Source organism: Mesorhizobium sp. P3_A9 (genome assembly GCF_056402975.1).
In genome coordinates, this window is the sequence record NZ_JBFUGJ010000079.1 from 1 (window position 1) to 20,537 (window position 20,537).

Annotated in this window: 29 protein-coding genes and 1 tRNA gene; 12 read left to right on the forward strand and 18 right to left on the reverse strand. The window is 62.6% G+C overall.

All coding sequences use genetic code 11. The annotated features are described in order from the left end of the window. Positions 1-822: sensor histidine kinase (locus tag AC1DX0_RS13700; RefSeq protein WP_477355726.1), on the forward strand; the 822-nt coding region annotated here is incomplete at its 5' end. 55 nt (positions 823-877) lie between these two features. On the opposite strand, the gene AC1DX0_RS13705 is transcribed toward AC1DX0_RS13700, so the two are convergent. After that, complete coding sequence (locus AC1DX0_RS13705; protein ID WP_477224328.1) at positions 878-1,084, reverse strand: hypothetical protein; 207 nt, start codon at positions 1,082-1,084, stop codon at positions 878-880. Positions 1,085-1,373: 289 nt separating this feature from the next. On the opposite strand from AC1DX0_RS13705, the gene AC1DX0_RS13710 reads away from it, so the two are divergent. Continuing rightward, positions 1,374-1,538: a hypothetical protein gene (locus AC1DX0_RS13710; protein ID WP_477224329.1), complete on the forward strand. Its 165-nt coding sequence runs from the start codon at positions 1,374-1,376 to the stop codon at positions 1,536-1,538. A gap of 1,196 nt (positions 1,539-2,734) precedes the next feature. On the opposite strand, the gene AC1DX0_RS13715 is transcribed toward AC1DX0_RS13710, so the two are convergent. Beyond that, positions 2,735-2,808: transfer RNA gene (locus AC1DX0_RS13715), tRNA-Gln, on the reverse strand. Between the two features lie 605 nt (positions 2,809-3,413). Beyond that, positions 3,414-3,707: a hypothetical protein gene (locus tag AC1DX0_RS13720; protein WP_477224330.1), complete on the reverse strand. Its 294-nt coding sequence runs from the start codon at positions 3,705-3,707 to the stop codon at positions 3,414-3,416. 582 nt (positions 3,708-4,289) lie between these two features. Between AC1DX0_RS13720 and AC1DX0_RS13725 the strand changes: the two genes are divergently transcribed. From AC1DX0_RS13725 to AC1DX0_RS13735, 3 genes are all read left to right on the forward strand, one after another. Next, positions 4,290-4,811 (forward strand): MgtC/SapB family protein, encoded by a 522-nt coding sequence (locus tag AC1DX0_RS13725; protein WP_477224331.1) that lies wholly within the window; start codon positions 4,290-4,292, stop codon positions 4,809-4,811. Positions 4,812-4,896: 85 nt separating this feature from the next. After that, positions 4,897-5,184 (forward strand): hypothetical protein, encoded by a 288-nt coding sequence (locus AC1DX0_RS13730; protein ID WP_477224332.1) that lies wholly within the window; start codon positions 4,897-4,899, stop codon positions 5,182-5,184. A gap of 91 nt (positions 5,185-5,275) precedes the next feature. Next, a complete protein-coding gene (locus AC1DX0_RS13735; protein ID WP_477224333.1) occupies positions 5,276-5,410 on the forward strand; it encodes a hypothetical protein in 135 nt (44 codons plus the stop codon). A gap of 108 nt (positions 5,411-5,518) precedes the next feature. Here AC1DX0_RS13735 and AC1DX0_RS13740 read toward each other — a convergent pair whose 3' ends face one another. From AC1DX0_RS13740 to AC1DX0_RS13760, 5 genes are all read right to left on the reverse strand, one after another. Next, the gene (locus AC1DX0_RS13740) at positions 5,519-5,764 is read right to left on the reverse strand and encodes a DUF982 domain-containing protein (RefSeq protein WP_477224334.1); all 246 of its coding nucleotides are present in this window, start codon (positions 5,762-5,764) and stop codon (positions 5,519-5,521) included. A gap of 11 nt (positions 5,765-5,775) precedes the next feature. Further along, positions 5,776-6,012 carry a DUF982 domain-containing protein gene (locus AC1DX0_RS13745; protein WP_477224335.1) on the reverse strand — a complete coding sequence of 79 codons (237 nt, stop codon included), beginning with the start codon at positions 6,010-6,012 and terminating at the stop codon, positions 5,776-5,778. A gap of 113 nt (positions 6,013-6,125) precedes the next feature. Then, a complete protein-coding gene (locus AC1DX0_RS13750; RefSeq protein ID WP_477224336.1) occupies positions 6,126-6,581 on the reverse strand; it encodes a GFA family protein in 456 nt (151 codons plus the stop codon). Between the two features lie 241 nt (positions 6,582-6,822). Further along, positions 6,823-7,002, reverse strand: a complete 180-nt coding sequence (locus AC1DX0_RS13755) for a DUF3606 domain-containing protein (protein ID WP_027052489.1) — start codon at positions 7,000-7,002, stop codon at positions 6,823-6,825. A gap of 536 nt (positions 7,003-7,538) precedes the next feature. Beyond that, positions 7,539-7,730, reverse strand: coding sequence for a hypothetical protein (locus AC1DX0_RS13760; protein ID WP_477224337.1), 192 nt, complete (start codon positions 7,728-7,730; stop codon positions 7,539-7,541). Between the two features lie 164 nt (positions 7,731-7,894). Between AC1DX0_RS13760 and AC1DX0_RS13765 the strand changes: the two genes are divergently transcribed. Then, positions 7,895-8,854 (forward strand): prohibitin family protein, encoded by a 960-nt coding sequence (locus AC1DX0_RS13765; RefSeq protein WP_477224338.1) that lies wholly within the window; start codon positions 7,895-7,897, stop codon positions 8,852-8,854. Between the two features lie 57 nt (positions 8,855-8,911). Here AC1DX0_RS13765 and AC1DX0_RS13770 read toward each other — a convergent pair whose 3' ends face one another. Then, positions 8,912-9,280: a VOC family protein gene (locus AC1DX0_RS13770; RefSeq protein WP_477224339.1), complete on the reverse strand. Its 369-nt coding sequence runs from the start codon at positions 9,278-9,280 to the stop codon at positions 8,912-8,914. 224 nt (positions 9,281-9,504) lie between these two features. Here AC1DX0_RS13770 and AC1DX0_RS13775 point away from each other — a divergent pair, with 224 nt between their 5' ends. Beyond that, complete coding sequence (locus tag AC1DX0_RS13775; RefSeq protein ID WP_477224340.1) at positions 9,505-9,930, forward strand: DoxX family protein; 426 nt, start codon at positions 9,505-9,507, stop codon at positions 9,928-9,930. 57 nt (positions 9,931-9,987) lie between these two features. Here AC1DX0_RS13775 and AC1DX0_RS13780 read toward each other — a convergent pair whose 3' ends face one another. The 8 genes from AC1DX0_RS13780 to AC1DX0_RS13815 all read right to left on the reverse strand — a co-directional run bounded on the left by AC1DX0_RS13780 (position 9,988) and on the right by AC1DX0_RS13815 (position 14,296). Further along, a complete protein-coding gene (locus AC1DX0_RS13780) occupies positions 9,988-10,341 on the reverse strand; it encodes a hypothetical protein (protein WP_477224341.1) in 354 nt (117 codons plus the stop codon). A 186-nt stretch (positions 10,342-10,527) separates the two neighbouring features. After that, positions 10,528-11,274, reverse strand: coding sequence for a hypothetical protein (locus tag AC1DX0_RS13785; protein ID WP_477224342.1), 747 nt, complete (start codon positions 11,272-11,274; stop codon positions 10,528-10,530). A 3-nt stretch (positions 11,275-11,277) separates the two neighbouring features. Further along, positions 11,278-11,874 (reverse strand): TMEM175 family protein, encoded by a 597-nt coding sequence (locus AC1DX0_RS13790; protein WP_477224343.1) that lies wholly within the window; start codon positions 11,872-11,874, stop codon positions 11,278-11,280. Between the two features lie 97 nt (positions 11,875-11,971). After that, positions 11,972-12,277, reverse strand: coding sequence for a hypothetical protein (locus tag AC1DX0_RS13795; RefSeq protein WP_477224344.1), 306 nt, complete (start codon positions 12,275-12,277; stop codon positions 11,972-11,974). A gap of 89 nt (positions 12,278-12,366) precedes the next feature. Continuing rightward, the gene (locus AC1DX0_RS13800) at positions 12,367-12,528 is read right to left on the reverse strand and encodes a DUF3309 family protein (protein ID WP_477224345.1); all 162 of its coding nucleotides are present in this window, start codon (positions 12,526-12,528) and stop codon (positions 12,367-12,369) included. 26 nt (positions 12,529-12,554) lie between these two features. Next, the gene (locus AC1DX0_RS13805; protein ID WP_477224346.1) at positions 12,555-12,860 is read right to left on the reverse strand and encodes a hypothetical protein; all 306 of its coding nucleotides are present in this window, start codon (positions 12,858-12,860) and stop codon (positions 12,555-12,557) included. Positions 12,861-12,972: 112 nt separating this feature from the next. Then, on the reverse strand, positions 12,973-13,242 hold the full coding sequence (locus AC1DX0_RS13810; protein WP_477224347.1) for a hypothetical protein: 270 nt from the start codon (positions 13,240-13,242) through the stop codon (positions 12,973-12,975). A 238-nt stretch (positions 13,243-13,480) separates the two neighbouring features. Then, entirely contained in the window at positions 13,481-14,296 is an 816-nt protein-coding gene (locus AC1DX0_RS13815; protein ID WP_477224348.1) for a class I SAM-dependent methyltransferase, read from the reverse strand. 466 nt (positions 14,297-14,762) lie between these two features. Here AC1DX0_RS13815 and AC1DX0_RS13820 point away from each other — a divergent pair, with 466 nt between their 5' ends. Genes AC1DX0_RS13820 through AC1DX0_RS13830 form a run of 3 tightly spaced genes read left to right on the forward strand, consistent with a single transcriptional unit; the run spans position 14,763 to position 16,204 of the window. Next, the gene (locus tag AC1DX0_RS13820) at positions 14,763-15,164 is read left to right on the forward strand and encodes a hypothetical protein (protein WP_477224349.1); all 402 of its coding nucleotides are present in this window, start codon (positions 14,763-14,765) and stop codon (positions 15,162-15,164) included. Further along, positions 15,157-15,552 carry a hypothetical protein gene (locus tag AC1DX0_RS13825; RefSeq protein WP_477224350.1) on the forward strand — a complete coding sequence of 132 codons (396 nt, stop codon included), beginning with the start codon at positions 15,157-15,159 and terminating at the stop codon, positions 15,550-15,552. The genes AC1DX0_RS13820 and AC1DX0_RS13825 overlap by 8 nt, the downstream gene beginning before the upstream one ends. Beyond that, complete coding sequence (locus AC1DX0_RS13830) at positions 15,509-16,204, forward strand: terminase large subunit domain-containing protein (protein WP_477224351.1); 696 nt, start codon at positions 15,509-15,511, stop codon at positions 16,202-16,204. The genes AC1DX0_RS13825 and AC1DX0_RS13830 overlap by 44 nt, the downstream gene beginning before the upstream one ends. A gap of 100 nt (positions 16,205-16,304) precedes the next feature. Here AC1DX0_RS13830 and AC1DX0_RS13835 read toward each other — a convergent pair whose 3' ends face one another. Then, the gene (locus AC1DX0_RS13835; RefSeq protein WP_477224352.1) at positions 16,305-17,126 is read right to left on the reverse strand and encodes a HEAT repeat domain-containing protein; all 822 of its coding nucleotides are present in this window, start codon (positions 17,124-17,126) and stop codon (positions 16,305-16,307) included. A 615-nt stretch (positions 17,127-17,741) separates the two neighbouring features. Between AC1DX0_RS13835 and AC1DX0_RS13840 the strand changes: the two genes are divergently transcribed. Further along, positions 17,742-18,497 (forward strand): phage terminase large subunit family protein, encoded by a 756-nt coding sequence (locus AC1DX0_RS13840; RefSeq protein WP_477355729.1) that lies wholly within the window; start codon positions 17,742-17,744, stop codon positions 18,495-18,497. A 1,539-nt stretch (positions 18,498-20,036) separates the two neighbouring features. Then, a partial coding sequence (locus AC1DX0_RS13845) for a glycoside hydrolase family 108 protein (RefSeq protein WP_477355732.1) occupies positions 20,037-20,537 on the forward strand: 501 nt, incomplete at its 3' end.

Consider the following 20,537-nt stretch of genomic DNA (forward strand, 5'->3'; position numbering starts at 1 on the left):
CTTATTTCCGTCTCGCTGACGGTTTCGCCGATCAAGAACGCCCTTGGCGAGATCGTCGGGGCCTCGAAAATCGCCCGCGATATTTCCGCCGCCAAGGAAAGCGAGCGCCGCATCAGGCTCTTGATGCGGGAGGTCAACCATCGCGTCAAGAACCAGTTCGCGGTCATCCTCTCGATGGTCAGGGAAACGAGCAAGCGCTCGAGCGATCCGCGCGAATTCGAGGAACTGATCCGTGCCCGCATCATGGCGCTGTCGCGTTCGCACGATCTGCTTGTCACCTCGGAGTGGGCCGGCGCCAGCCTGTTCGACCTGATCCAGGAGCATTTGAAGCCGTTCGGCCGCGAGGAGCAGATCCTCCTCGCCGGCCCAGTTCTGACGCTGCAGTCGAATGCGGTCCAGAATCTCGGCATGGCTTTCCATGAGCTTGGCACCAACTCGTCCAAATATGGCGCGCTGGGCAGCGAAGACGGCCGGGTCGAGATCACCTGGACAATCGAGTCCGGCGCCCAAGACTCGGGTAGTCTGGGCTCTGGTGCCGCAAGTGCCCAGGGCTCAGGCGTTCCGGGCGGGCGTGAGTTTCAGCTGCTCTGGACCGAGACATCCACGCCGCGCGCCGGCGAAAGCCGCGACGACAGCGCGCGCAAGGGGTTCGGCACCGTCGTCCTGCAGCGCGTGGCGCCGCAGTCGCTGGGCGGCTCGGCCGAACTGGAGCGCTCGCCCGGCCATCTCAGCTGGCGCCTCAGCGCGCCGCTGGCATCGATCATCGTGCCGCAAGCTGGCGTCGAACCCGATGACGGCGCCGCGCTGGGTTTCGGCATTTAGAGCGGTTCACCGGGGAACGCCGAACCACTTTTATCAGACACTTTCCCCAGATGCCTCAGAGGATGTTGGTCGTCACCTCGACGATGATGGCGGCGTTTTCCGACGTGCCGCCGGGGACATGCACGACACGTGAGACCCGCAGATCCTGAGGGCTGCCGTCGACCGTCAGCGAAACGCTTTCGCCAATCCGCGGCACCGCCTGGAAAATGGCGTCGGTGGCGTCCGGCCGGTTGTCGATGGATATGCGGCAATTGACGGTCATGAATATCTCCTGTGCTGGCCATGCCCCGTTGGTCAACGCAGGGTCGATGAAATGGTTTCAGGAAGACCGGTTCAAGGCGCCGGGGACGCCTGCGGGAGGGCTGCTCCCTGCTCATAGGCTCGACCACGCTTGACGCCTTCAAAGTTCGCGCAAAGGGGCGGCGGCCGCGCACAAAGAGCTGGTTGGGCAAGGAGTTGGCCGTGCCTGGCCGGCCTGGGCGGATGGCTGACAATTATATGCGAACATGCTAATATATTTGAAGCATGCAGACGAAGGAGGAGGGCCGTCGATGACTGAAAAGCAGGCCACAACCTACGTCGTGAGCGTCTTTGAAAAGCCCAGCTGGCGTACGGTGTTGACCACGAAGGACAAAACCAAGGCCTTGGCGATGGCGAAAGAGATTGGCGACAAGGTGCGGGTCAATGAGATCACGCCGAAGCCAAAGACGCGTTGAAGGCGTCCGCCAAGGATGAGCGCCGGAACATCGGGCGGCGCTGAGAGTTACTTTTGCGGCGGGGGTTCCAACGCCCCGGCAAGTCCCGCGATCCCTAGGGGCGCCCGCCGCCGCCGTGAATGGGGCGGCGGGTCTCTGCCGCAAAGCCTGATCACCCTATATTGCAATTGGATAAAATAACGGAACGTCCAATGGACGATACCGGAACCAAAGCGGTTACGTCGGACCTTTGCCCGAGGGCGCTGGGACCTTGGTCCCCATAGGAAAAGCCCGCCACAGGAGCGACCTGCGGCGGGCTTTCTAAGTGGCTACATCCCTGAGGAATCGACCGCTTGTGGTTGTACTGTGAACCACATGACCGCCTTAGCCTATGGTGTGATCGCGGAAGCCGAGCTTTGCCCTCGAGGCGGCATGACGATTTCCGGCAACTTTGTGGACGACGGACTCGTAAATCAATTGGCCGCCCTTTTGTCCCTTGTACCGGGGCGGCTGGCTCGCTGAGATTTCGTTGGGGTTTTCTCGGCGGGCCTGTGGCGGGCTTCAGTCTTTGTGCAGGACGATATACCGGCTGCTCACGGCATCCGCCCCTTTGCCCCGTGTGACGACAACCGTCCTGTAGCCGGCAGGCAGTGAACCTGTTGCGGCCGGGTCGACCGAACGGCACCGCCCGACCATTTCCCCGTCAGGGGCGGCCGCGAGCCTGTCAGCCAATGCCAGATGGCATTCGTCAAGCGATGCAAAACTAGTGGGAGCCATCTCAGCCGGCTTGCAGACGGATGGGGCGCCAGGGTTGCAAGAGAGCAGAACCATCACCGCGGAAGTTGCCAGATCCATTTTTGAAGCTCCATTCGGACAAGCTTCAACGCGCTATGCCGATGTTTGTTGCACCGGGCTGACTGCCGGCTGGCTTCAGGGGCGGGCCCTCTTAAATGGCCGACGGGAACAAGAGAGGAGCGGGCCGGTTTCTGAGGATGGGAGGAAATGGATATGCCAAACAGGATCAAAGACCCACTGCGACCCGACCCGAAGAAGACACCTGTCCGTCGTCCCGACAAGGAAGCGTCGCCAGAGCCCCGACACGTCGATCAGCCACCGCGAGACGTACGAGAGGCGCCGGCACCCATCCAAACGGAGACAAGACTCCTGACCGCCGCTCGACGGCCGGGACGACAAAAAACCAATGGTGAGGTTTTGTCTGGTTCCCGCTCATGGGCTCGAACCACGATTCACGCCTTCAAAGGGCGCTGTCCTACCATTAGACGAAGCGGGAGAAGTGGGGACGGTTATGGAGCCGGCACGGCGTGCCGTCAATTCGGGAAATTGTCGGACGACGCTTCGCAGCGTTTCTTGGCTCGAATATGGAGGTGACGCAGCGTCACAACCCTATGTGCGCATTGACTAAAGTACCGGAACGTCCAACGAATGTTACCGGAACCAAAGCGGTAACGCCGGACCTTAGAAAGCAAGGGCACAAGACCTTGGTCCTGCCTTCCTCCAGTTGAGAACGGAGTTGATCGGCACGACATAGGGCCGCTCCGTGGAGGATCAATAGCAGACTGAATTTGGGCTGATAGGGTGTGAACGCGGAAGGCTTTCCACGGCCAGGCGGCCCGGCTGCGCATTCCTTCGGGGAGATAGCAGCCGGGCCATGCCGGGAAATGGAGAGCCCCCCGGCACTTATAATATGCACGGAGGCTAATGTAATCGCAACATTATCGTGTTGGGCCACCAGCTTGATGGAACATTAGCCGTCTCTAAAAGTTTTTGCCTGGCGGCAGGTGGTGCCCTCCATCTCCTGCCGAAGATCGGGCCTCCGATCGGCCCGCGCCCCTCTGGCCGAGAGCGCGGGCTTTCAATTCAATGGACGCCGGGCCGTCAATCCGGGAAGTCTATTCCCGGGTCGTTGCAGCGGTAAACCGGGCAGTGCCCGTCGCGCGCCGGGATATAGGCCGACATCGGAATTTCAGGCCAGTCGCATTCATTGCCGAACTGCCGGACATAGCGGTCATAGGTGTTCGGGCCGGTGGTCAGCACCACGGCGCGACGGCTCTGGATCATGGCCCGGATCTCGCCGCAGCTCATGCTGCGGCTGTCGGGCCGCGCCTCGGCCAACCCGGTCGCCGCAAGCACGGTGCCCAAGGTCACCGACAGGATAAGGCGAGCAGACATCACATATTCTCCCTGTCTTGTTGTCTTGGCGCAATTCCCCGGGAAGCGCTACGCGTTTTTCCCGAGGAAACCGATTCACTTTTTCTGGAACTGCTCCCAGAAGACATGCATTGCCCTGCAAAACCCGGCACCTGACCGCTGGTTCCATGACAGGGCGTCGAATGCGCGTGGTCAGACGCGGCGGGCCGCCGCGCAACCAAATCACGCGTCGCGCATTGCTGGGCATGGACAGCAGGAAACCTTACGAAACACCGCAATGGTGGCCTGGAAACGAAGGCCGCGAAGCCATGTGCTGTTCCTTCTGCGGCAGCCGCGACCACCGCTATGAGGATTGCCCGCAAAGGACCGATCCGCCAGATGTCCCGTCCCAGGACGACGCAGAGAAATCTGACTGACAGAAGCTTGCGCTGGACAAGCTCGGCATTTCGCTCGACGACCTGGTCGGAGCGACCATCGACCCGGAACGGAGACGCAGCCGGGAGTTCGACCCGGCGCTGAATCCGAGAGCTTTCAGCCGTCCCTATTGGACGGAACTCCCGCACGTCGTTCACGTTGTGGGCTTCTGATATTCAGAGGAAAATCATGGAACAACTCGTCGAGGAATTCGGCCATCCCACCTACACCTCATTCCCTGTCATCGCGGCGCGGCTGCTGCTGGCGACGCTTTACGGCGCGGTGATCGGCTTCGAGCGCGAATGGCGCAATCGCCCCGCCGGGCTGCGCACGCATATTCTCGTCTGTGTCGCCGCCGCCACTTTCGGCATCCTGACCATCGAGATCGTCCATGCGCCGATGTTCGCGCAGGAGTCTGTCAAGGTCGACCCGATCCGCGTGGTCGAGGCGGTCACCGCCGGCGTCGCTTTCCTCGCCGCCGGCTCGATCCTGTTTTCGCGCGGAGAAGTTCATGGGCTGACGACAGGGGCCGGCATGTGGCTTGCCGGCGCGATCGGCGTCGCCTGTGGCCTCGGCCTGTGGCAGGTGGCCGGGTTTGCCACGCTGATCGTGCTGGTCGTCGCCGGGCTTCTGCATCGGCTCCAACCGCGTGCCGGCCTTGGGGGAGAGAAGAAAGCCGCTTCGGCGCCCGCCAAACGCCCGCGCGGCTAGATCCAGCCAACCTTTTGCGCAGTCGGGCGTTGTCCCTGCGAAGGGAAGGCCGCCCGGGCGGCCGTGCAAGCAAGAGGAGGCCGAGATGAAAGCTCTCACTATTGCGTCGCTGATGCTGGCCTTGGCCGCACCGGCAGTGGCCCAGACGCAGCAGAACCCGGCGCAGCAGGCCGACAAATGCCGGATAGAGACGGATCAAGGTGGCAAGCAGCAGTCCGGCAGCGGCAATCTGACCGAAAAGCTCAACGATTGCGGCGGCGTGCTGAAGCCGCCGGCCACCGGCGACCAAGGCATGGCCGCGCCGGCGCCCGACGAAGGCAAGACGCCGGTGATCAAGCCGGGCGAAGTGCCAACGCAGCCGCCGAAGCAGTAAATGGCATTACGCGGCATTATCGCCTGATAACGGAACCTCGTATGGCGCGAAACGTTTCTTTTACGAATTGAATTTGTAAAAGGATGGGACCGTGAGAGATATTGCCAGCACTGCCACGTTTCTTGCCTCTATCGCCATCGTCATCGTCTTGATGTTTATGGCGCCGAAGGGTTTCGGCTTCGATACTTCCCGTCCGATTGTGAACGGCGATCTGCCGACGAAATAGCAGGCAGCGGCTCAGCATAAAAAGCAGGCGAGGATTTCGCCTGCTTTTTGTTGGGTGACGACCCAAAACGCGATCATTTGCGGAAACGACTATCTCTTGGGATGGGCTTCAGCGAACCAGCACGCCGGCGTGATCGCACAGCGCCGTGAAGGCCTCCTGCGCCTGCGCCGCGCCGTCCTTGTCCTCCAGCGCCGCCTCGATCTTCTCGCGCGCCGCCTGGTAGAAAGGACCTCGGCTGGCATGCGGCCAGTCGATCAGGATTTCACTGGCGTCCTGAAGCGTCGCCACCTCGCGGATCGTGTCCGCGCCATGCGGCTTGACCCGTATCGGCGTCGACAGCATCACATCGGCCATTGTCTTTCTCGCTATTGGAGGATGTGGGCTTCGCGCGCAGCGTCGATCATCGCCCGCATCGCCTTTTCCGGCGGTGTCCAGCCGTCGAGCGCGTCGCGGCAGCTGCGCAGCGCTGCCCGGTATTGCCGGCCCTGGCCGGCAGGCCAGTCGCCGAGGCATTCCAGGCCCTCCCAGGCGCTGCGCACCACGCGCTCGCGCTCGGGGGCGAATTTCAGGCGGATCGGTCGGGGAAACAACTTGTCGTTCAACTGAAGGCTCCGTGGCATGTCGCCCCGAAAGGCCGTTTGAATCAACGGCACTCACAAGGGGCGCCGGATAACGCCGCCGGCAGGGGAGGGTTCCAGGCCAGAAAGATGAATTTTCAGTCGTGCGCGACGGCGTTCGACAGAGGTCTCGGCGCCGGCTGATCGGCAGCTTCCGACGTTTTCCCTTTATCGGGCCGGTCATGCTCGAACTGGTCGGTGCCGGGCAAGGCATGCAGCCAGGTCTCACGGCGGGTGATCCACAATTCGTATTGCGGCTCGAGGTCGGTCGGTGCGACGTCGAGGCTGCCGAGCATCACCTCGACCTCGGTGTCGCTGACCCACGCGACGCGGCTGCCGCAGGTCGGGCAGAAGCTGCGCGTGCCGTAGCTGGCGACTTCGCCCGATGTCGTGAAGACGTCGCGGGGCCAGATGGCGAAGGCCGAATAGACCGAGCCGCCCGCCTTGCGGCAGTCCTTGCAATGGCAAAGACCAACCCGCGTCGGCTGGCCGGTGACGACGAAATGCACGCCGCCGCACAGGCAACTGCCGGTCCTGCGTATGGTGTCGGACATGGTTGCGGCCTCCCTCAGTCAGGCTTTCGTCAGTCTGGCACGCTGCGGGCCGGGCGGTACAGAGGCGCCAAGCCGGGTGACGCAGCATCTTCAACGCCCATGCTGGCGAAATGGTTGCGGCTCGCCGCCGCCACCTTCTAAAGCGCGTCGCGTCGAGGCGGATTCATGCAACGCGCTTTAGGTCTTTGTTTTTATGCATGTCGTCCCCCCCAAAACCGAGGTCACTTTTGGGCGACATGCATTAGCCGCGCGCGGCCATGTGGTTGTCGAGCTTCTTGCGCGAAGGGCCGTAGCGCTTGATGATGGTCTGGGCCTCGCTCTGCGGGATGCCGTATTTGCGCGCGAAGGCGGCGACCTCATAGGTCTCCTCGCTCGAAACCAGCTTGCGGTCCTGTTTTATCTTCGATTTGTCGTCGGGCATATCGTGCCTCACTTTCTGTCAGCCGCACGGTCGCGCGGACACCGGTATATGGGATGTCGCGGTCAGACATAACAGAGATTTGTGCTGCCGGTTCCACCGCAGGCGGCGGACGGGCCGGACAAGGCCTGAATGGCAAGCAGCCGATTCAGGCCGATGGCTGGGCCGGGTCGGCGCCGTGCTGGTCGGTGGCGCCGCAATCGGCGCAAGGCGCGCTGGCGCCAGGACAGCCGCGGTGATGCGTGCCGGCGGGGCAGCAAAGGCCGTTGGAGCTTGTCCAGCGCGGGCATTGGAAAACCTGCCCGGTGCCGCCGCAGCCGTTACATTCCAGAACCGGTGACTGAACCAGATAGGACTTCGTCCCAAACCTTACGCTCGCGCCCAAAACTCAACCCGCCCAAATCGCTGCACCGGACATGCCAGTGCATTAGCCCCGGCTTAAAAGTACCACGTTGCCGGTTACGAACAAGTTTCATGATCATTAATTGTTCGTGAACGCGGGCGCACGGCAGGTCAGATGCGCCGGCTGCCCCTTTGCCTCAGGCCGGCTTCAGCCGTTTTGCGGCGAGATACATGAGGGCCGAGGCGGCCTGGCCGCGATCCCAGCCGGCGGCCTCGACCTTGTCGAGCAGCGCGTCGAGATGGGGGACCAGCATCTCCCGGCATTCTTGTTCATAGGCGGTGCTCAGTGCCGGATGCTGCGGCGCGCCAATGGTCAAGGCCTTGGCCATGCTTGATTCCCTCCCCGTGGGCGGGAACGATCATACCATCAGCAGGCAAACCGAAATAATCCGATTTCACTGGCGCGGAAGGCCGGGGCACTCCACATCATGGCAATCTTGCCGCCATGATTCCGGGCAATCCTGGAATCGGGCAATGACAACGGGGGTTGGCAATGACTGACACGCAAGGCAATTCGAACCGTGCCCTACAGCACGGTGCCGTCGGCTCGCGCTCGATCGGCACCGGCATCGTCGCGCTGGCCATCGTGCTGGCGCTGATCGGGGCCGTCATGGGGTCCTGGTACACGATCGACCAGGGCGACCGCGGCGTGCTGTTGACCAATGGCGCGTTGAGTTCGGTCGTCGATCCCGGCCTGCATTTCAAACTGCCCTGGTTGCAGCGGGTCGAGAAGATCAGCCTGCGCCAGCAGGTGCTGAAATGGGGCTGCGAGAACCAGAGCGATTGCGGCAATCTGCCGGCCATGCAGGCCTATTCGCGCGACCAGCAGCCGGCCGACATGCGCGTCACCGTCAATTTCCACGTGCCGGCGGCGGAGGTCTCCAACGTCTACACCAATTACGGGTCGATCGAGGCGCTGGCCGATCGCGTCATCGCCCGCAAGGCGCCGCAGGAAATCAAGACGGTGTTTGGCCAGTATGACGCGGTGTCGGTGATCCAGAACCGGGCCAAATTCAACAAGGATGTCGCCGACGCCATTTCGGCGGTGACCGACGGTCCGGTCATTGTCGACAGCGTCCAGGTCGAGAACATCGACTTTTCCGATGCCTATGAACAGGCGGTCGAGGCGCGGATGACGGCGCAGGTCGAAGTGCAGAAGCAGGAACAGAACCTGCAGCAGGAAAAGATCAAGGCCGACATCGCGGTCACCCAGGCCAAGGGCCGCGCCGACAGCGTCAAGGCTGAAGCCGAGGCCAGCGCCTACAAGACCAAGATCGAAGGCGAGGCGACGGCCGAAGCGATCAAGGCGCGCGCCGCGGCGCTCGCCAACAATCCGCTGCTGGTCGAACTGACCAAGGCCGAGAAATGGGACGGGCAATTGCCGAAGTCGATGATCCCCGGCTCGACGGTGCCGTTCCTCGAACTCAGCACGCCGGCGCCAATGGCGAACTGAGCCCGCAGTGAGGCAGCGAAGAGCCAAGCCATGATCCCGAACGGACTTCGGGAGGGATCATGCTTTTGGTTCAAAAAGCTCGACGACGTTGCCGGACGGGTCCTCGCAAAGGATCTGGCGACCGCCCGGGCCGTCGACAATCTCGTTGCGGAACGGCACGCCGGCGTCGCGCATCCGGGCGGCGAGCGCCGGCAGGTCCTGCACCTCGAGCACGATGCGGTTCCAGCCGCCTGGCTCGGGCGTGCGGCCATCCGGCATCGGTCTTGCCGCCGACGCCATCGGACCTGCAAGCCAGAACGTCAGGTCGTCGCGCTTCAGGATGGCCATCGCCGGACCGAACTGCTGCTGCAGTAGGAAATCCAGATGCCTGGTGTAAAATGCTATCGCCAACTCGACATCGCTGACGAGATACCGGACTGTCGCCATCCGCTGGCTCTCCTCACAAACTGATCAAGCTGCGAGGAATAGCCTTCAGGATCAGACGCGGCAAGGTTCGAGCCCCGGCGACAACGTCCTGTCCGCGATCTCCAGACCGGTGCCGATATCAGGTGCGGCAGCGCTTGCGGCAAAAAATCTCGGGGCCGGTGTCGGAACTGCACGGGGTCGCTCGTCCTTGGGTCGAAAGCCATCGCAAACCCTGGAGAGACAGCATGCCGGACCTCACTCAATCGCCGTGGCAGACCGCGGCCCTTCTCGTTGCCCGCCTGATCTTTGCCGCCGTCTTCCTGATGGCGGTGACCTTCAAATTCATGGGCATGGGCGCCACCGCAAGCTTCATCGCCGCCGCCGGCTTTCCCTTCCCGCTCTTGCTCGCCTGGTGCGCGGCGATCCTGGAGGTGGCGCTGGTGCTGTGTTTCCTGAGCGGCGCCTTCTTCACCCAGGCGGCCTTGGTCGCCGCCGCCTATGTGCTGTTCCTCGGGTTCTCTTTCCACGGCCCCAGCCACTGGGCCGCCAACCAGGCCGAGTTCGGCTTCTTCGTCGACCATTTTTCCTTCATGGCCGGCCTGCTGTTCGCCGCCGTGCACGGGCCGGGCAGGGTGCTGGCGCTGAATTTGGGCTGGCCGGGCAGGGCGTAGCGAGAGCGTCAGGCCCGAGCCAGGCGGCCTTCGTAGCCAGGCCGGGCCGAAGGCCGGCTAGCGGCCCTGCAGGACTTTGATCACCTTGCTGCTGTCAGCCGATGGCGACGAAAGATTGCGGTAGTCGGCATAGGTTATGCGTCCTCTGGCGACGGCATTCCAAAGGCGATTGCAGAACGTTGCCGGCAAGCGTTCCAGGCTGACATTGGCGACTTCAGCGAGGGTTTTTCTCTCGGCCAGCGGTAGTGTCGCCTGGTCGGCAATGCATTCCCTGGTGACTTTGGCCTTGATCGCCGGGCTGCCACTGAGGACTGTCTGGGCGTTGTTGAACTCGCCCTCGCTGACGGTTGTGCAGCCGGCGAGCATGACGGCGCCAAGCAACAAGGCGCCAAAGCGCGGTTCAAATCTCATGTGTCCCCCCAAGAAATCACCAGGCAGCAATCAGCAGCAACCAAGCAAAACTCGGTGACATCGGCAAGACGTTCGATACATCACGTCGCGAATAATGTTGGGCCAATGGTTTGACTTGCAGGGAATTTCTACCTCGACCACGATCGGGACATGCTCGGCGAGGGCGAGGAGGTCCGAGTCATGCGGCTAATGCAGCCTGGCCGGGCTGAAGGAGGCCAGTGCCTCAACGGCCCTGTCGATCAACCCCAGATGGGATGGCGGGGTACGGCCTCGTGCCGTCAGCAGCAGCTGATGCACCGGCGGGCCGAGCAACCAGCGCCGCATCTGGTGGATTTTTGCTTCGTCGACATAGCTCCAGTAGGCGCGCTGGGTGGCGTCGTTCTTGAATATGAACGTCGCCTCGGACAGCACAAAGTGGGCCAGCTGCAGCGCGGCATTAATCGATGATGCGGCAAGCCATTGTTCCAGCATTGCCGCCAGATCGAGATCGAGACAGGCGATGCCGCAGATCCAGTTATCTGCTTCCTCCTCATCGGGATTTTCCTGAAGGACCCGCAACCATGCGCCGGCAAACAGCGCCCGGATTGCAGCTTGCTCATGCGCCGGCCAATCCAGCCATTTACCTCTCTTCAAACGCTGCGCGATGATCGGTGGTTCGGTGCCCATCCACTGCGGCTCATGGACAGCCAGCTCAAGAATGCGCGGCAGGAAATGCTTGTAGTCGTTAACGTCGCCGACGGTCGTCATGGCGTAGCCGGCATAGGGGCCGATCTGCTCGCCGGTCAGCGCCCGCAAAGGGGCGGAACTCAATGTCTTGATGAGCGTGACGGGATCGCGCAACGGCGAGGCGTGCAGAACTTGCGGCCGTGGATAGGATGCGAATGCCGCATAGCAGTCGTCGATCAGGCGCTGGAGCTGAGTGTCGGGCTGCATGCCCTATCGCTGCCGCAGCCGGTTGGCGAGCAGCGTCAGTGGCCAGATCAGCAGATAGGCGAGCGATGCGTCGGTCGGCCGCCAGAAGGCTATGCCAACGCTCGCCAGCGCGCTGAGGCCGATGATCAGGGCCGGCCGCCAGCCGACCTCGTGGCCCTCGGCCTTGCCGTCGACGAACAGCTCCGGGTGCGCCTTCAGGTGCAGGTCGCGCAGCACGGCCGCAAGCTGGATGGCGGTGATGTTGACGGCGTAGACGATGTGCGATTGCAGGAGCTCGTCATGCTCGCCGATCAGTGTCGTGGTGAACGGCACAACGCTGGTCACCAACAGCCAGAGCACGACCAGCCGGAACAGCCGCGCGTCGACATGCCCGACCTGGCGGAAGTCGATGACATGGCGCTGCCAGCATAGCGCCAGGATGAGGAAGGAGACCACCCAGGAGACGATCTTCGGCCTGAGATCGCCGAGCGCGCCGAACAGATCGCCATGGATATCGTCGGGCAGCCGAAGCCCGAAGACGAGCAGCGTCATGGTGATGGCGAGGATGCCGTCGACCAGCGCGTCCAGGCGATTGCGGGGGAGGTGGGATGGCCCTGGCATCCGGCTGTTATAGGCGAAGGCGCATGAAAATGGATAGACGCGACAAGGCGAGCCGCGGGCATGCCGGCGTCAAAGGCGCGAAAACCCAGTCCCGGTCTCAGACCTGGTCGTTGTAGGGTTCCTTCATCTGGCCGACCATGCGGGCCAGTTTAGAAAATGAGGGCATGTCGGCCTCGGGCTGGCATTGGTTGGCGAGTTCCAGCAGCCGGATCGGGAAATTGACGGCGTCGCGGCTCGATGCCGACATGCCGCCGGATCGCTCCTCACCGGTTTCCCCGGCCTCTGCCTTGCGCAGCGCGATGTCGATCTCCTGCGCTGTCAGCACCCCCTTTCGAACCAGGACGTGGTTGATCGATGCGACGGCCATCAGCAGGCCTTCGAGTTGCAGATTGGCGACRTTCATGGCGTTTTCCCTCAGTTGACCAAAGGTGAAACGCGCCAGCGGCGTTTCCGATCCGCAATGGAGGGATGGGGCGACGGAATTGGCTCGGCTCAGATCCTGTTGGCGAACAGCAGGACCAGCAGCACCAGCAGGATCGCCGCCACTATCCCGGCCGGCCGCCAGGCCCAGCCGCGCGACCACGGCCAGATCGGCAGCACACCGACCAGGACCAGCATGATTGTGATGATGGTGAAGGCGCCGGGGACGGTCATGCCAACCCGCCCGAAGCCGGCATTGGCTAGCGCTTCCGCTTCAGATGATCACCAAGCGGAATGTCCGGCGATTTGGTCTTCCATGGCGTCGATGCCTTGAAGTCCGCTGCCCGCAGTTTCGCTTCGTCCATGTCGCGCTCATCGCCTGTCATGCCGGCAATTGCGATCCTGGCGCCATGGCGGCCCTGGCGATTGGACCTTGCCTTGAACAGCGGGATGGCCTTGCGCTTCGACTTGTTGTTCTCGCCGTGGCCGTCCCTGCCGTCGAGTTCATAGGAGAGTTGCTTGTCGGCTGGCGGCGACCGCTGTTCGCGCCCTTTTTGATCTCCCACCCCGACGCCCTCCGATCTCGATGGCTGATTATAGACCAAACTCTCATGTCACGGCAAAAGGGCCCCGATTGCCTGGCCTGCCTCGAGAGATCCACGTAAAGCGGCGAGGCGTCTATTCCTGCGTCAGCCGCTCGCCATATTCGCGCCACAGCGCCTTGACGTCCAGGCTGTCGAGGCGCGGGATCGACGGATCGCCGCAGGTGATGGCGACGGCGCTGATGTCGTAGTGGGGAAAGGCACTGGCGACGAAGCGGATCGCGTCGCCGAGCGAGTTCACGCGGACCATAGGGTCGGCCTGGCCCTGACCGGTGCTGCGCACACCGGAAACCGAGGCTGGAGCATGCCGCATCCTGAACACGGATGCCATGGCTGGTCTGTCCATCGTCCTCTCCGACAAAGCGGTGCGACGCGAATCATTCCATGAGCTTGAGCTGATGATCCCACAGCTGCCGGTTTATGAAAAGCCGGCTAGCCAATGCGGGGTGAAGGTGGCCGGCTGATGCCGATCCGGTTGTCCGGTGAGGGCAGTTGTGCTATGATTTTGTCTATGGTGCTGATTTGCGCCGATGACCCGCCGCCGAGGCGGGTTTTTTGTTGGCGCTGACTTGCAGCGAGCCCGATCAGCCAATCTTCGATGCGACGACTGCGAGCGATGCCAGCTTGCCATCGCTCAGGCTGCGAATGTAGTTCTTGCGCCGCTGCACGAATTCGGCGCCCAGCACGATTTCATTGGCCTGCTGCTGCGCGGGTGACGGCAGGATGCCGGAGCTGGCTCTTTTCAGCGCCAGTTCGACATGCTCGCCGGTCTCGTCGATGATTTCGTCGATCTGGAAGCCGGCGTCGGCGAACAGGGTCTTCAGGGTGCTTTCATCGACGAGGTGGCTGGTCGCCGGCGCGATCGCCCAGGGCAATGGGTAATACGGCTCGCCGCCGTCCAGCACCGCTTCGGTCCAGATCAGCTTGCCTCCCGACTTCAGCACGCGAAAAGCCTGTCCGATGACGGTGGCCTTCTCGGCGATGTTCATGCCGACATAGAAGCAGATCGCCGCGTCGAAAATGTTGTCGGCAAACGGCAATTGCGTTGCGTCGGCTTGTTGAAAGCGAACCTTGTCGCCAAGGCCGCTGAGCTTGGTCAGCCGCGTGGATGCCTCGACAAAGGCCGGCGTCAGGTCGACGCCGTCGACATCGCAGCCATAGGTGGCGGCAAGGAAGCGCGCCGGGCCGCCAATGCCGCTGCCGATATCCAGGATCCGGTCGGTGGGCGAGGGCGCAAGACGGGCGGCATGTTCCTGCGTTGCGATGAGTTCGCGGCCGTGAAGCTGGTCGAACGGATAGAGTTGCGCGGCACTGAGGCTATCGATTTTGGCATCGGGGATGGCCGCCAGTATGCGCTCGACGATGCCGTCGCTGCCGTAATGCGTGGTGACGTTGCTCATGGCCGTCCTCCCGTCCTCCGGCGCAGCTTCCCATCAATGGCTGCATTAGGCAACGCGCGGGCAGCGGGGTGCCTTGAGGGCGAACGCTGCAGCGCTGGCAAACGGTGAAATAGGAATTTTTTCTTAGAAGACCGTTGACCGGGTGAGGGCAGCCATGCTACATATTTGTCCATGGTGCTGATTTGCGCCAACGACCCGCCGCCGAGGCGGGTTTTGTGTTTTTGGCGATCCTTTAGGTGACGGCGCTGCGGCTGCCGATCTTGAACGCTGGCGGGACAGCGCCCCTCTCTGTCCTGCCGGACATCTCCCCCACRAGGGGGGAGATCGGCTGTCATYKCSGCTTTCGCCAATCKCCARCGCTGYAAGAATGGCGAGGCGCCGGAAGCTGCCAATCTCCCCCCTCGTGGGGGAGATGTCCGGCAGGACAGAGGGGGGCGCCGTAGAGCGCGACCTTTGCGAGAATCCAATGACCCAACGCTACGCCACGATCATCACCGACAATGACGGCCGCGAAATCGTCAGCGCCATTGGCGCGTTCGAGGGTGCGGCGCCGCAGGCGCGGCTGGGTCGTGTCGAACAAGTCGCGCCCGGCGTATCGATCGGCATGGTGCGGGATGCGGCGGGTGGCTTTTGTTTCGAGCGACCGGGTGTCGGCGCAAACGCGATGTCCCTTGCTATGGCGGGGCTCAGAGCGCGGGCCGGCGCGGCAAGGCCGGCCGGTGCGGCGAAGCCTGCTGGGGCGGCAAAGCCGAAGCGCGCCAAGAGGGCCAGGAAGAAAAACGTTCGTTCGAAGAAGTCGGCCGGATCGATGCCGAAGGCAACGGTTTCTGTTGGCGTTGCCGATGCTCCGGGGCGTGACAATGGCTGATGATCTCGCCCCCGGGCCGGCACGCCGCAAGGCAAGGCCGGCAAGGCGCAAGTCCGCCGGCAGCGCCTCAGTTGCGCAAAAACCTCGTCCGAAGCGGACGAAGAAGACGCTGGGCGATGATTTCCTGGCTGCCGTGCGCGCCGATTTCCGGGCGCATGGCGCCAGCGTCATCGCCGAGGTGCGGGCCGACAAGCCGGACCAGTATCTGAAGATCGTGCTGTCAGTCCTGCCTAGGGAATTCGATGTCGCCGTCAACCATCTGGATGCCCTGAGCGATGAAGAGATCCGTAGCCGTATCCGCGGCCTCGAAGCCGTCCTCAGGCCGTTCCTCGAAGCCCCTGCCGATGGCGGCGAAGACGGAATATCTGGCGCTGCTGGCGGAGCTTGACCGCAGGCGCCGCACCAATCTGCTGGCCGCCTACACGCCGTATCAGCGCCAGGCTGAATTTCACGCGGCTGGTGCCATCAACCGCGAAAGGCTGTTCATGGCCGGCAACCAGCTCGGCAAGACCAGGGCGGGCGGTGCCGAATGGGCGATGCATCTGACCGGCCGCTATCCCCGATGGTGGCAAGGCAAGGTTTTCGACACGCCGGTGCGGCTGTGGGCGGCCGGCGTGACCGGCGAGGGCACGCGCGACAATCCGCAGCGCGTGCTGGTCGGCCCGCCGCAGCAGCAGGCGGCCTGGGGCACCGGCATGATCCCGGCCGATGCACTTCGTCAGACCATTTTGGGGCGCGGTGCGCCCGGCGCGCTCGACAGTGTCGTCGTGCGCCATGGCGGCGGCGGCGACGTGCAGGCCGGCGAGAGCGTGCTGTCGTTCAAGAGCTTCGAGAAGGGCCGCGAGAAATGGCAGGGCGAGACGCTGCACGGCGTCTGGTTCGACGAGGAGCCGCCGCTCGACATCTATTCCGAAGGCCTGACCCGCACCAACGCGACCGGCGGGATTACGATCGTCACGTTCACGCCGCTGCTGGGCATGAGCGATGTGGTGTTGTTGTTCTTGTCGGCGGGGGAGGTGGAGAAGATGGGTAAGGGGTAACCTCTCAGGACTTGGGTTCCTCGCCCCTGCCAGAGGCGGGGAACCCTGGTTCTGGGAGGTCTCACCCCGTCTCCCGCATCACCGCTCGGTCAGCGGCAATTCAGGTGATTGCCGGCAATGATGAATGCCATATCGCATGCTGCGATATCTGGTTGTGCTCGATGCAATCCGTTGCCAGTTTGCTGATTTCAGGATCGGCGGACGCCTGCGCCCATTCGACAAAAGCATCAACGACCACCAACCTCGCCCGACTGGCCAGCCCCAGGCCGTAACGCCGCACCACCGGCTCGGAATGGTCGAGCATCGCGCGGATCATGTTTGATGCAACATCTCGCCATTGCTCGGAAATATCTGCTATCGCCAAGAACGCCGTTTGCGGCCTGAGCAATGCCGCGTGCTGGCGCGCAAGCTTCAACTGCCAGTCTTTTGCAAAGCGCACGAATTGGACAGCTCCCATGCGCACGCCCTCATGCTCGTCATCAAGAGCAAACAGGGCTTGCGCCAGATGGTCGCCATCGTTGCGCGTGCTGCATCGCAAGATACACTCTACGGCATCGAAGCGTATGCGCGGGCTGTCATCCCCCAGCAACGCGGCCAGTTCGCCCACCATCGACCTTATGTTCTGGTTCTGAAAGGTGGCCAGAAACACGCCCGCCGCTCGCGTCCGGGCACTGGCCGATGTGAGCAGGAGACGAAGGCTTTCCAACGGCACCGTCTTGCCAAGCTCACCAAGAAGGTCGCTGGCAAGCGCGCCGCCGTGGTCATCGGAGGACGACAGCAGCCGCTGCAGTATTTCCGGACCTGTCATGGCATTTGTCGATTTGCCGAGCGGCAGCAGGATCTTGCCGCCTTCGCTGAAGTAAAGATGAGCGGTCTCGCTGTCCTCGGCGGACAGGCGCATCGCGTCGAATAGATTTGTCATGGCAAAGAGTGGCTTTCCCACCCGCGTAGAGTACAGGCCGCGCAGAATGCTCCGGCCCAAAACGCATCGGTGTCACCAATGCGGGGCAAGACTTACCGGATAAAACCGCAAAGGAAAAGATGAGTGGGCAGCGGTCCGAGAGGGGCCTTCGTAGGGCGCTGCACACCAGCTCAAGCAGCGCCGCCGCCATGGCGTTCCAATGGCCGATCAGGTCGAGCTGATGGTCAAGAAGGTGGATGGAGTCGAGTCAAGGGTATTGGCTGCCCGCAAGCTGCCTGGCGCGGGCCTTCGGATCAGTTGCTTTCCGGGTAAGCGGCTGACACCATATCCTTTCATCCCGTGTAATCTGATTGTACCAGACATTGCATACTTTATTTGGTGTATCCGGGATACAAACTTCGCGTTTGAGCCCTGAAGCAGTGGCGTACATCTTGCAGGTCTTCTTACTCGTATCATACGGAACGTTCGATTGGCATGCTGATGCACTGGCGGCAATGGCGACGACGATTGCTATGCGGATCATGTATCTCCCCCGAGTCATCAGCAACTTCGCATTGATGAACAGTATTATCAATGGCAATAGCTCGTCACGGCGGGTAATTAGGGCAAGCTCAAATGTCCCGTCACGTCACCTTCATGACCATCGACGATGCCGMGCATTACTCGGCGCAGGAACGTGCGGCGATCGTTGCCGCCTATCCCGCGCATGAGCGCGAGGCGCGCGCCCGCGGCATTCCGGTGCTGGGCTCGGGCCGCATCTTTCCGGTGGCCGAGGCGCTGATTGCCTGCGAGCCGTTCCGGCTGCCGCGCTACTGGCCCAGGCTCGGCGCGCTCGATTTCGGCTGGGACCATCCGTCGGCCGCGGTCGAACTCGCTTGGGATACGGAGGCCGATGTCGTCTATGTCACCAAGGCAGTGCGGGCCTCGCAGCAGACGCCGGCGATGCAGACCCTGACGCTGAAACCATGGGGCGAATGGCTGCCCTTCGCCTGGCCGCGCGACGGCCGCCGCGAGACGCTGGAAGGCGCCGGCGTGGCGCTTGCCAAACAATATGCGGCGCACGGGCTGAACATGCTGTCGCGCCACGCGCAATTCGCCGATGGTTCGGTCTCGGTCGAGGCCGGGCTGATGGAGATGYTCGACCGCATGCAATCCGGCCGCTTCAAGGTGTTTTCCACGCTGAGCGATTGGTGGGAGGAGTTCAGGCTTTTCCATCGCAAGGACGGCCAGGTTGTGAAGCTACGGGACGACCTGATGGCGGCGACACGCTATGGCGTGATGATGCTGCGCGAGGCGGTGGTCGATCCGGCGGAGTTCAAGGCGGCGCGACGGCCGGCAGGGCAGAGTGATCCGCTGGGGGCGTTTAGGTGAGAGCAGAGCAGCTGTAGCTTCGTCCCCCAAACTCAATCCGACAATTCCTGCTGCGACTTCCTGCAGTCGCGATGACGCGCAACCAACGGTGCGGAACACATGACCATTTTCACCGAAACCACATTCCGACGCTCGCCGCAGGGCGGCATGAATGCAGATGCGACAGGGCCATTTGGCGAGGCGGCGATCCAGCGGGACGCGACGCTCGGCGCGCAGCCGCATTCATCGAATTCCCACGCTGATGACCTGCTCGTCAGGCTCGCCGGCCCGTATCGAGCGAGGGAGGAGGAGGGATCGGGTTTAGGGGAGATCAGCAGCTCCGATGTGCAGGCCATGTTTGCCGCGAGAGGTGACCGCGTTCGCCGCCTTGCGCCGAATGAACGGATAGGGCAGGCCTTTCAGGATAATCTTCCGATCGACACTTTGCTTGCCGACGTTTCACCCGGCACTGTTGACGGACTTGTCCAGGCCGCGCATGCCGCAAATGCGGAAAGTTTGATCAACGCTAGCGCTAATGTTGCACTCGCTTCCCCGGATACGCGAGCAGCCATTTCAGGCAGGACTGCTTATTCCGGTTCAGTGCCCGGCCCTGAGCAGTTCGCCGCCGTCTTCGGTGCTGAAGAGGGCGGAAAACAGTACAAGACCTTTAAATGGCGGGCTGATGTCAGCCCCTATCTCGCCAGCATGCGCGTCATGCCTGCAAGCGACATTGACACCATGCTTGACGTCGCCATGCCTGCCAGGAATCCGTACAACCCGAAGAAGGCTCCGGCACAGTATAAGCAGGAACAGGCTCGCTACGACCGGGAAATGGCGCAGTTTGAACAGAAGAAGCCACGGTACGATTTGATCAATGACGCGGCCGCCTTGATCTTGCAAGACAGGCAGGTCGACCCCGCGGCCTATGTTCGCCAGGTTCTGCCTGGCGTGGATGCCGCGTGGAAACAGGTCGCCAAGCCAGAGGATTTCGGCGCAGCTGTCGCGCAATCTTTTGCCGCTCAGCGGCAATTGGGCATCAAGAATGTTCAGCCGCTCCCTCTGTCAGTGGCCAAGGACCTGATCAAGACCTGGAGCGACAGCAGCGTGACGCCGGACGCAGAGGAGGCCGAGCGCCAGGTGCTTGAAGCCGTACCCGATCCGAAGCAGCGTGCTGCCGTCGCCAAGCAACTAGCCAACATCAGAGCCGCTCAGACAGAAACGCCAGCGGGCGCATCGGATGGCGAGCCGGACACCAACGAGGTTGGCACGAGCCAGCCCGTGCGGCTCGCAAACAGGCAATTCGCGAAGGTCATCGACTTGTCTCCAGCGGACATTCTCCGGTTGAAGAAGACCCTAATGACCGAATGGGTTGTCAAGGATGGAGATGATGAGGCCAAAGGTATCATCGATACGATCCTGAACCGACTGGCATCAAAGCACTGGGGGAACGACGTATCCCAAGTGGTTAATTCTTGGGCCCAATTCTCTGATGTCAATAGCGTGAGAACCTTGCCCCATGGTCGGAATAACGTGGATCAACCCCATCCGAAAGGAACTCCCATGGACCGCAACTTCGCGCGGGCGCTTGCGCTTGTCTTGAAATCCGAGGGCGGCTGGTCGGACAATCCGGCCGATCCGGGCGGCGCCACCATGAAGGGCGTGACGCTGGCGAACTTTCGCCGCTATGTGAAGGCTGACGCCAGCAAGGCCGATCTGAAGACAATCGGGGATGACCAGGTGGCGACCGTCTACCGGCGCTTCTATTGGGACGCTGTGGCCGGCGCCGAACTGCCTGATGGCGTCGACTATGCCGTCTTCGATTTCGCGGTGAACAGCGGACCGGGCAGGGCAGCAAAATACCTGCAGGCAAGCGTGGGCGTCTCCCAGGACGGGCGCATCGGCCCGGCGACGCTGGCGGCGGCCTGGGCAAGGCCGGCCGGCGTCGTCATCGACCAGCTTTGCGATGCACGGCTGGCGTTTCTCAGGCGATTGCCGGCATGGGCAACATTCGGGCGCGGCTGGTCCGATCGTGTCAAGTCGGTGCGGGCCCAGGCCTTGCTG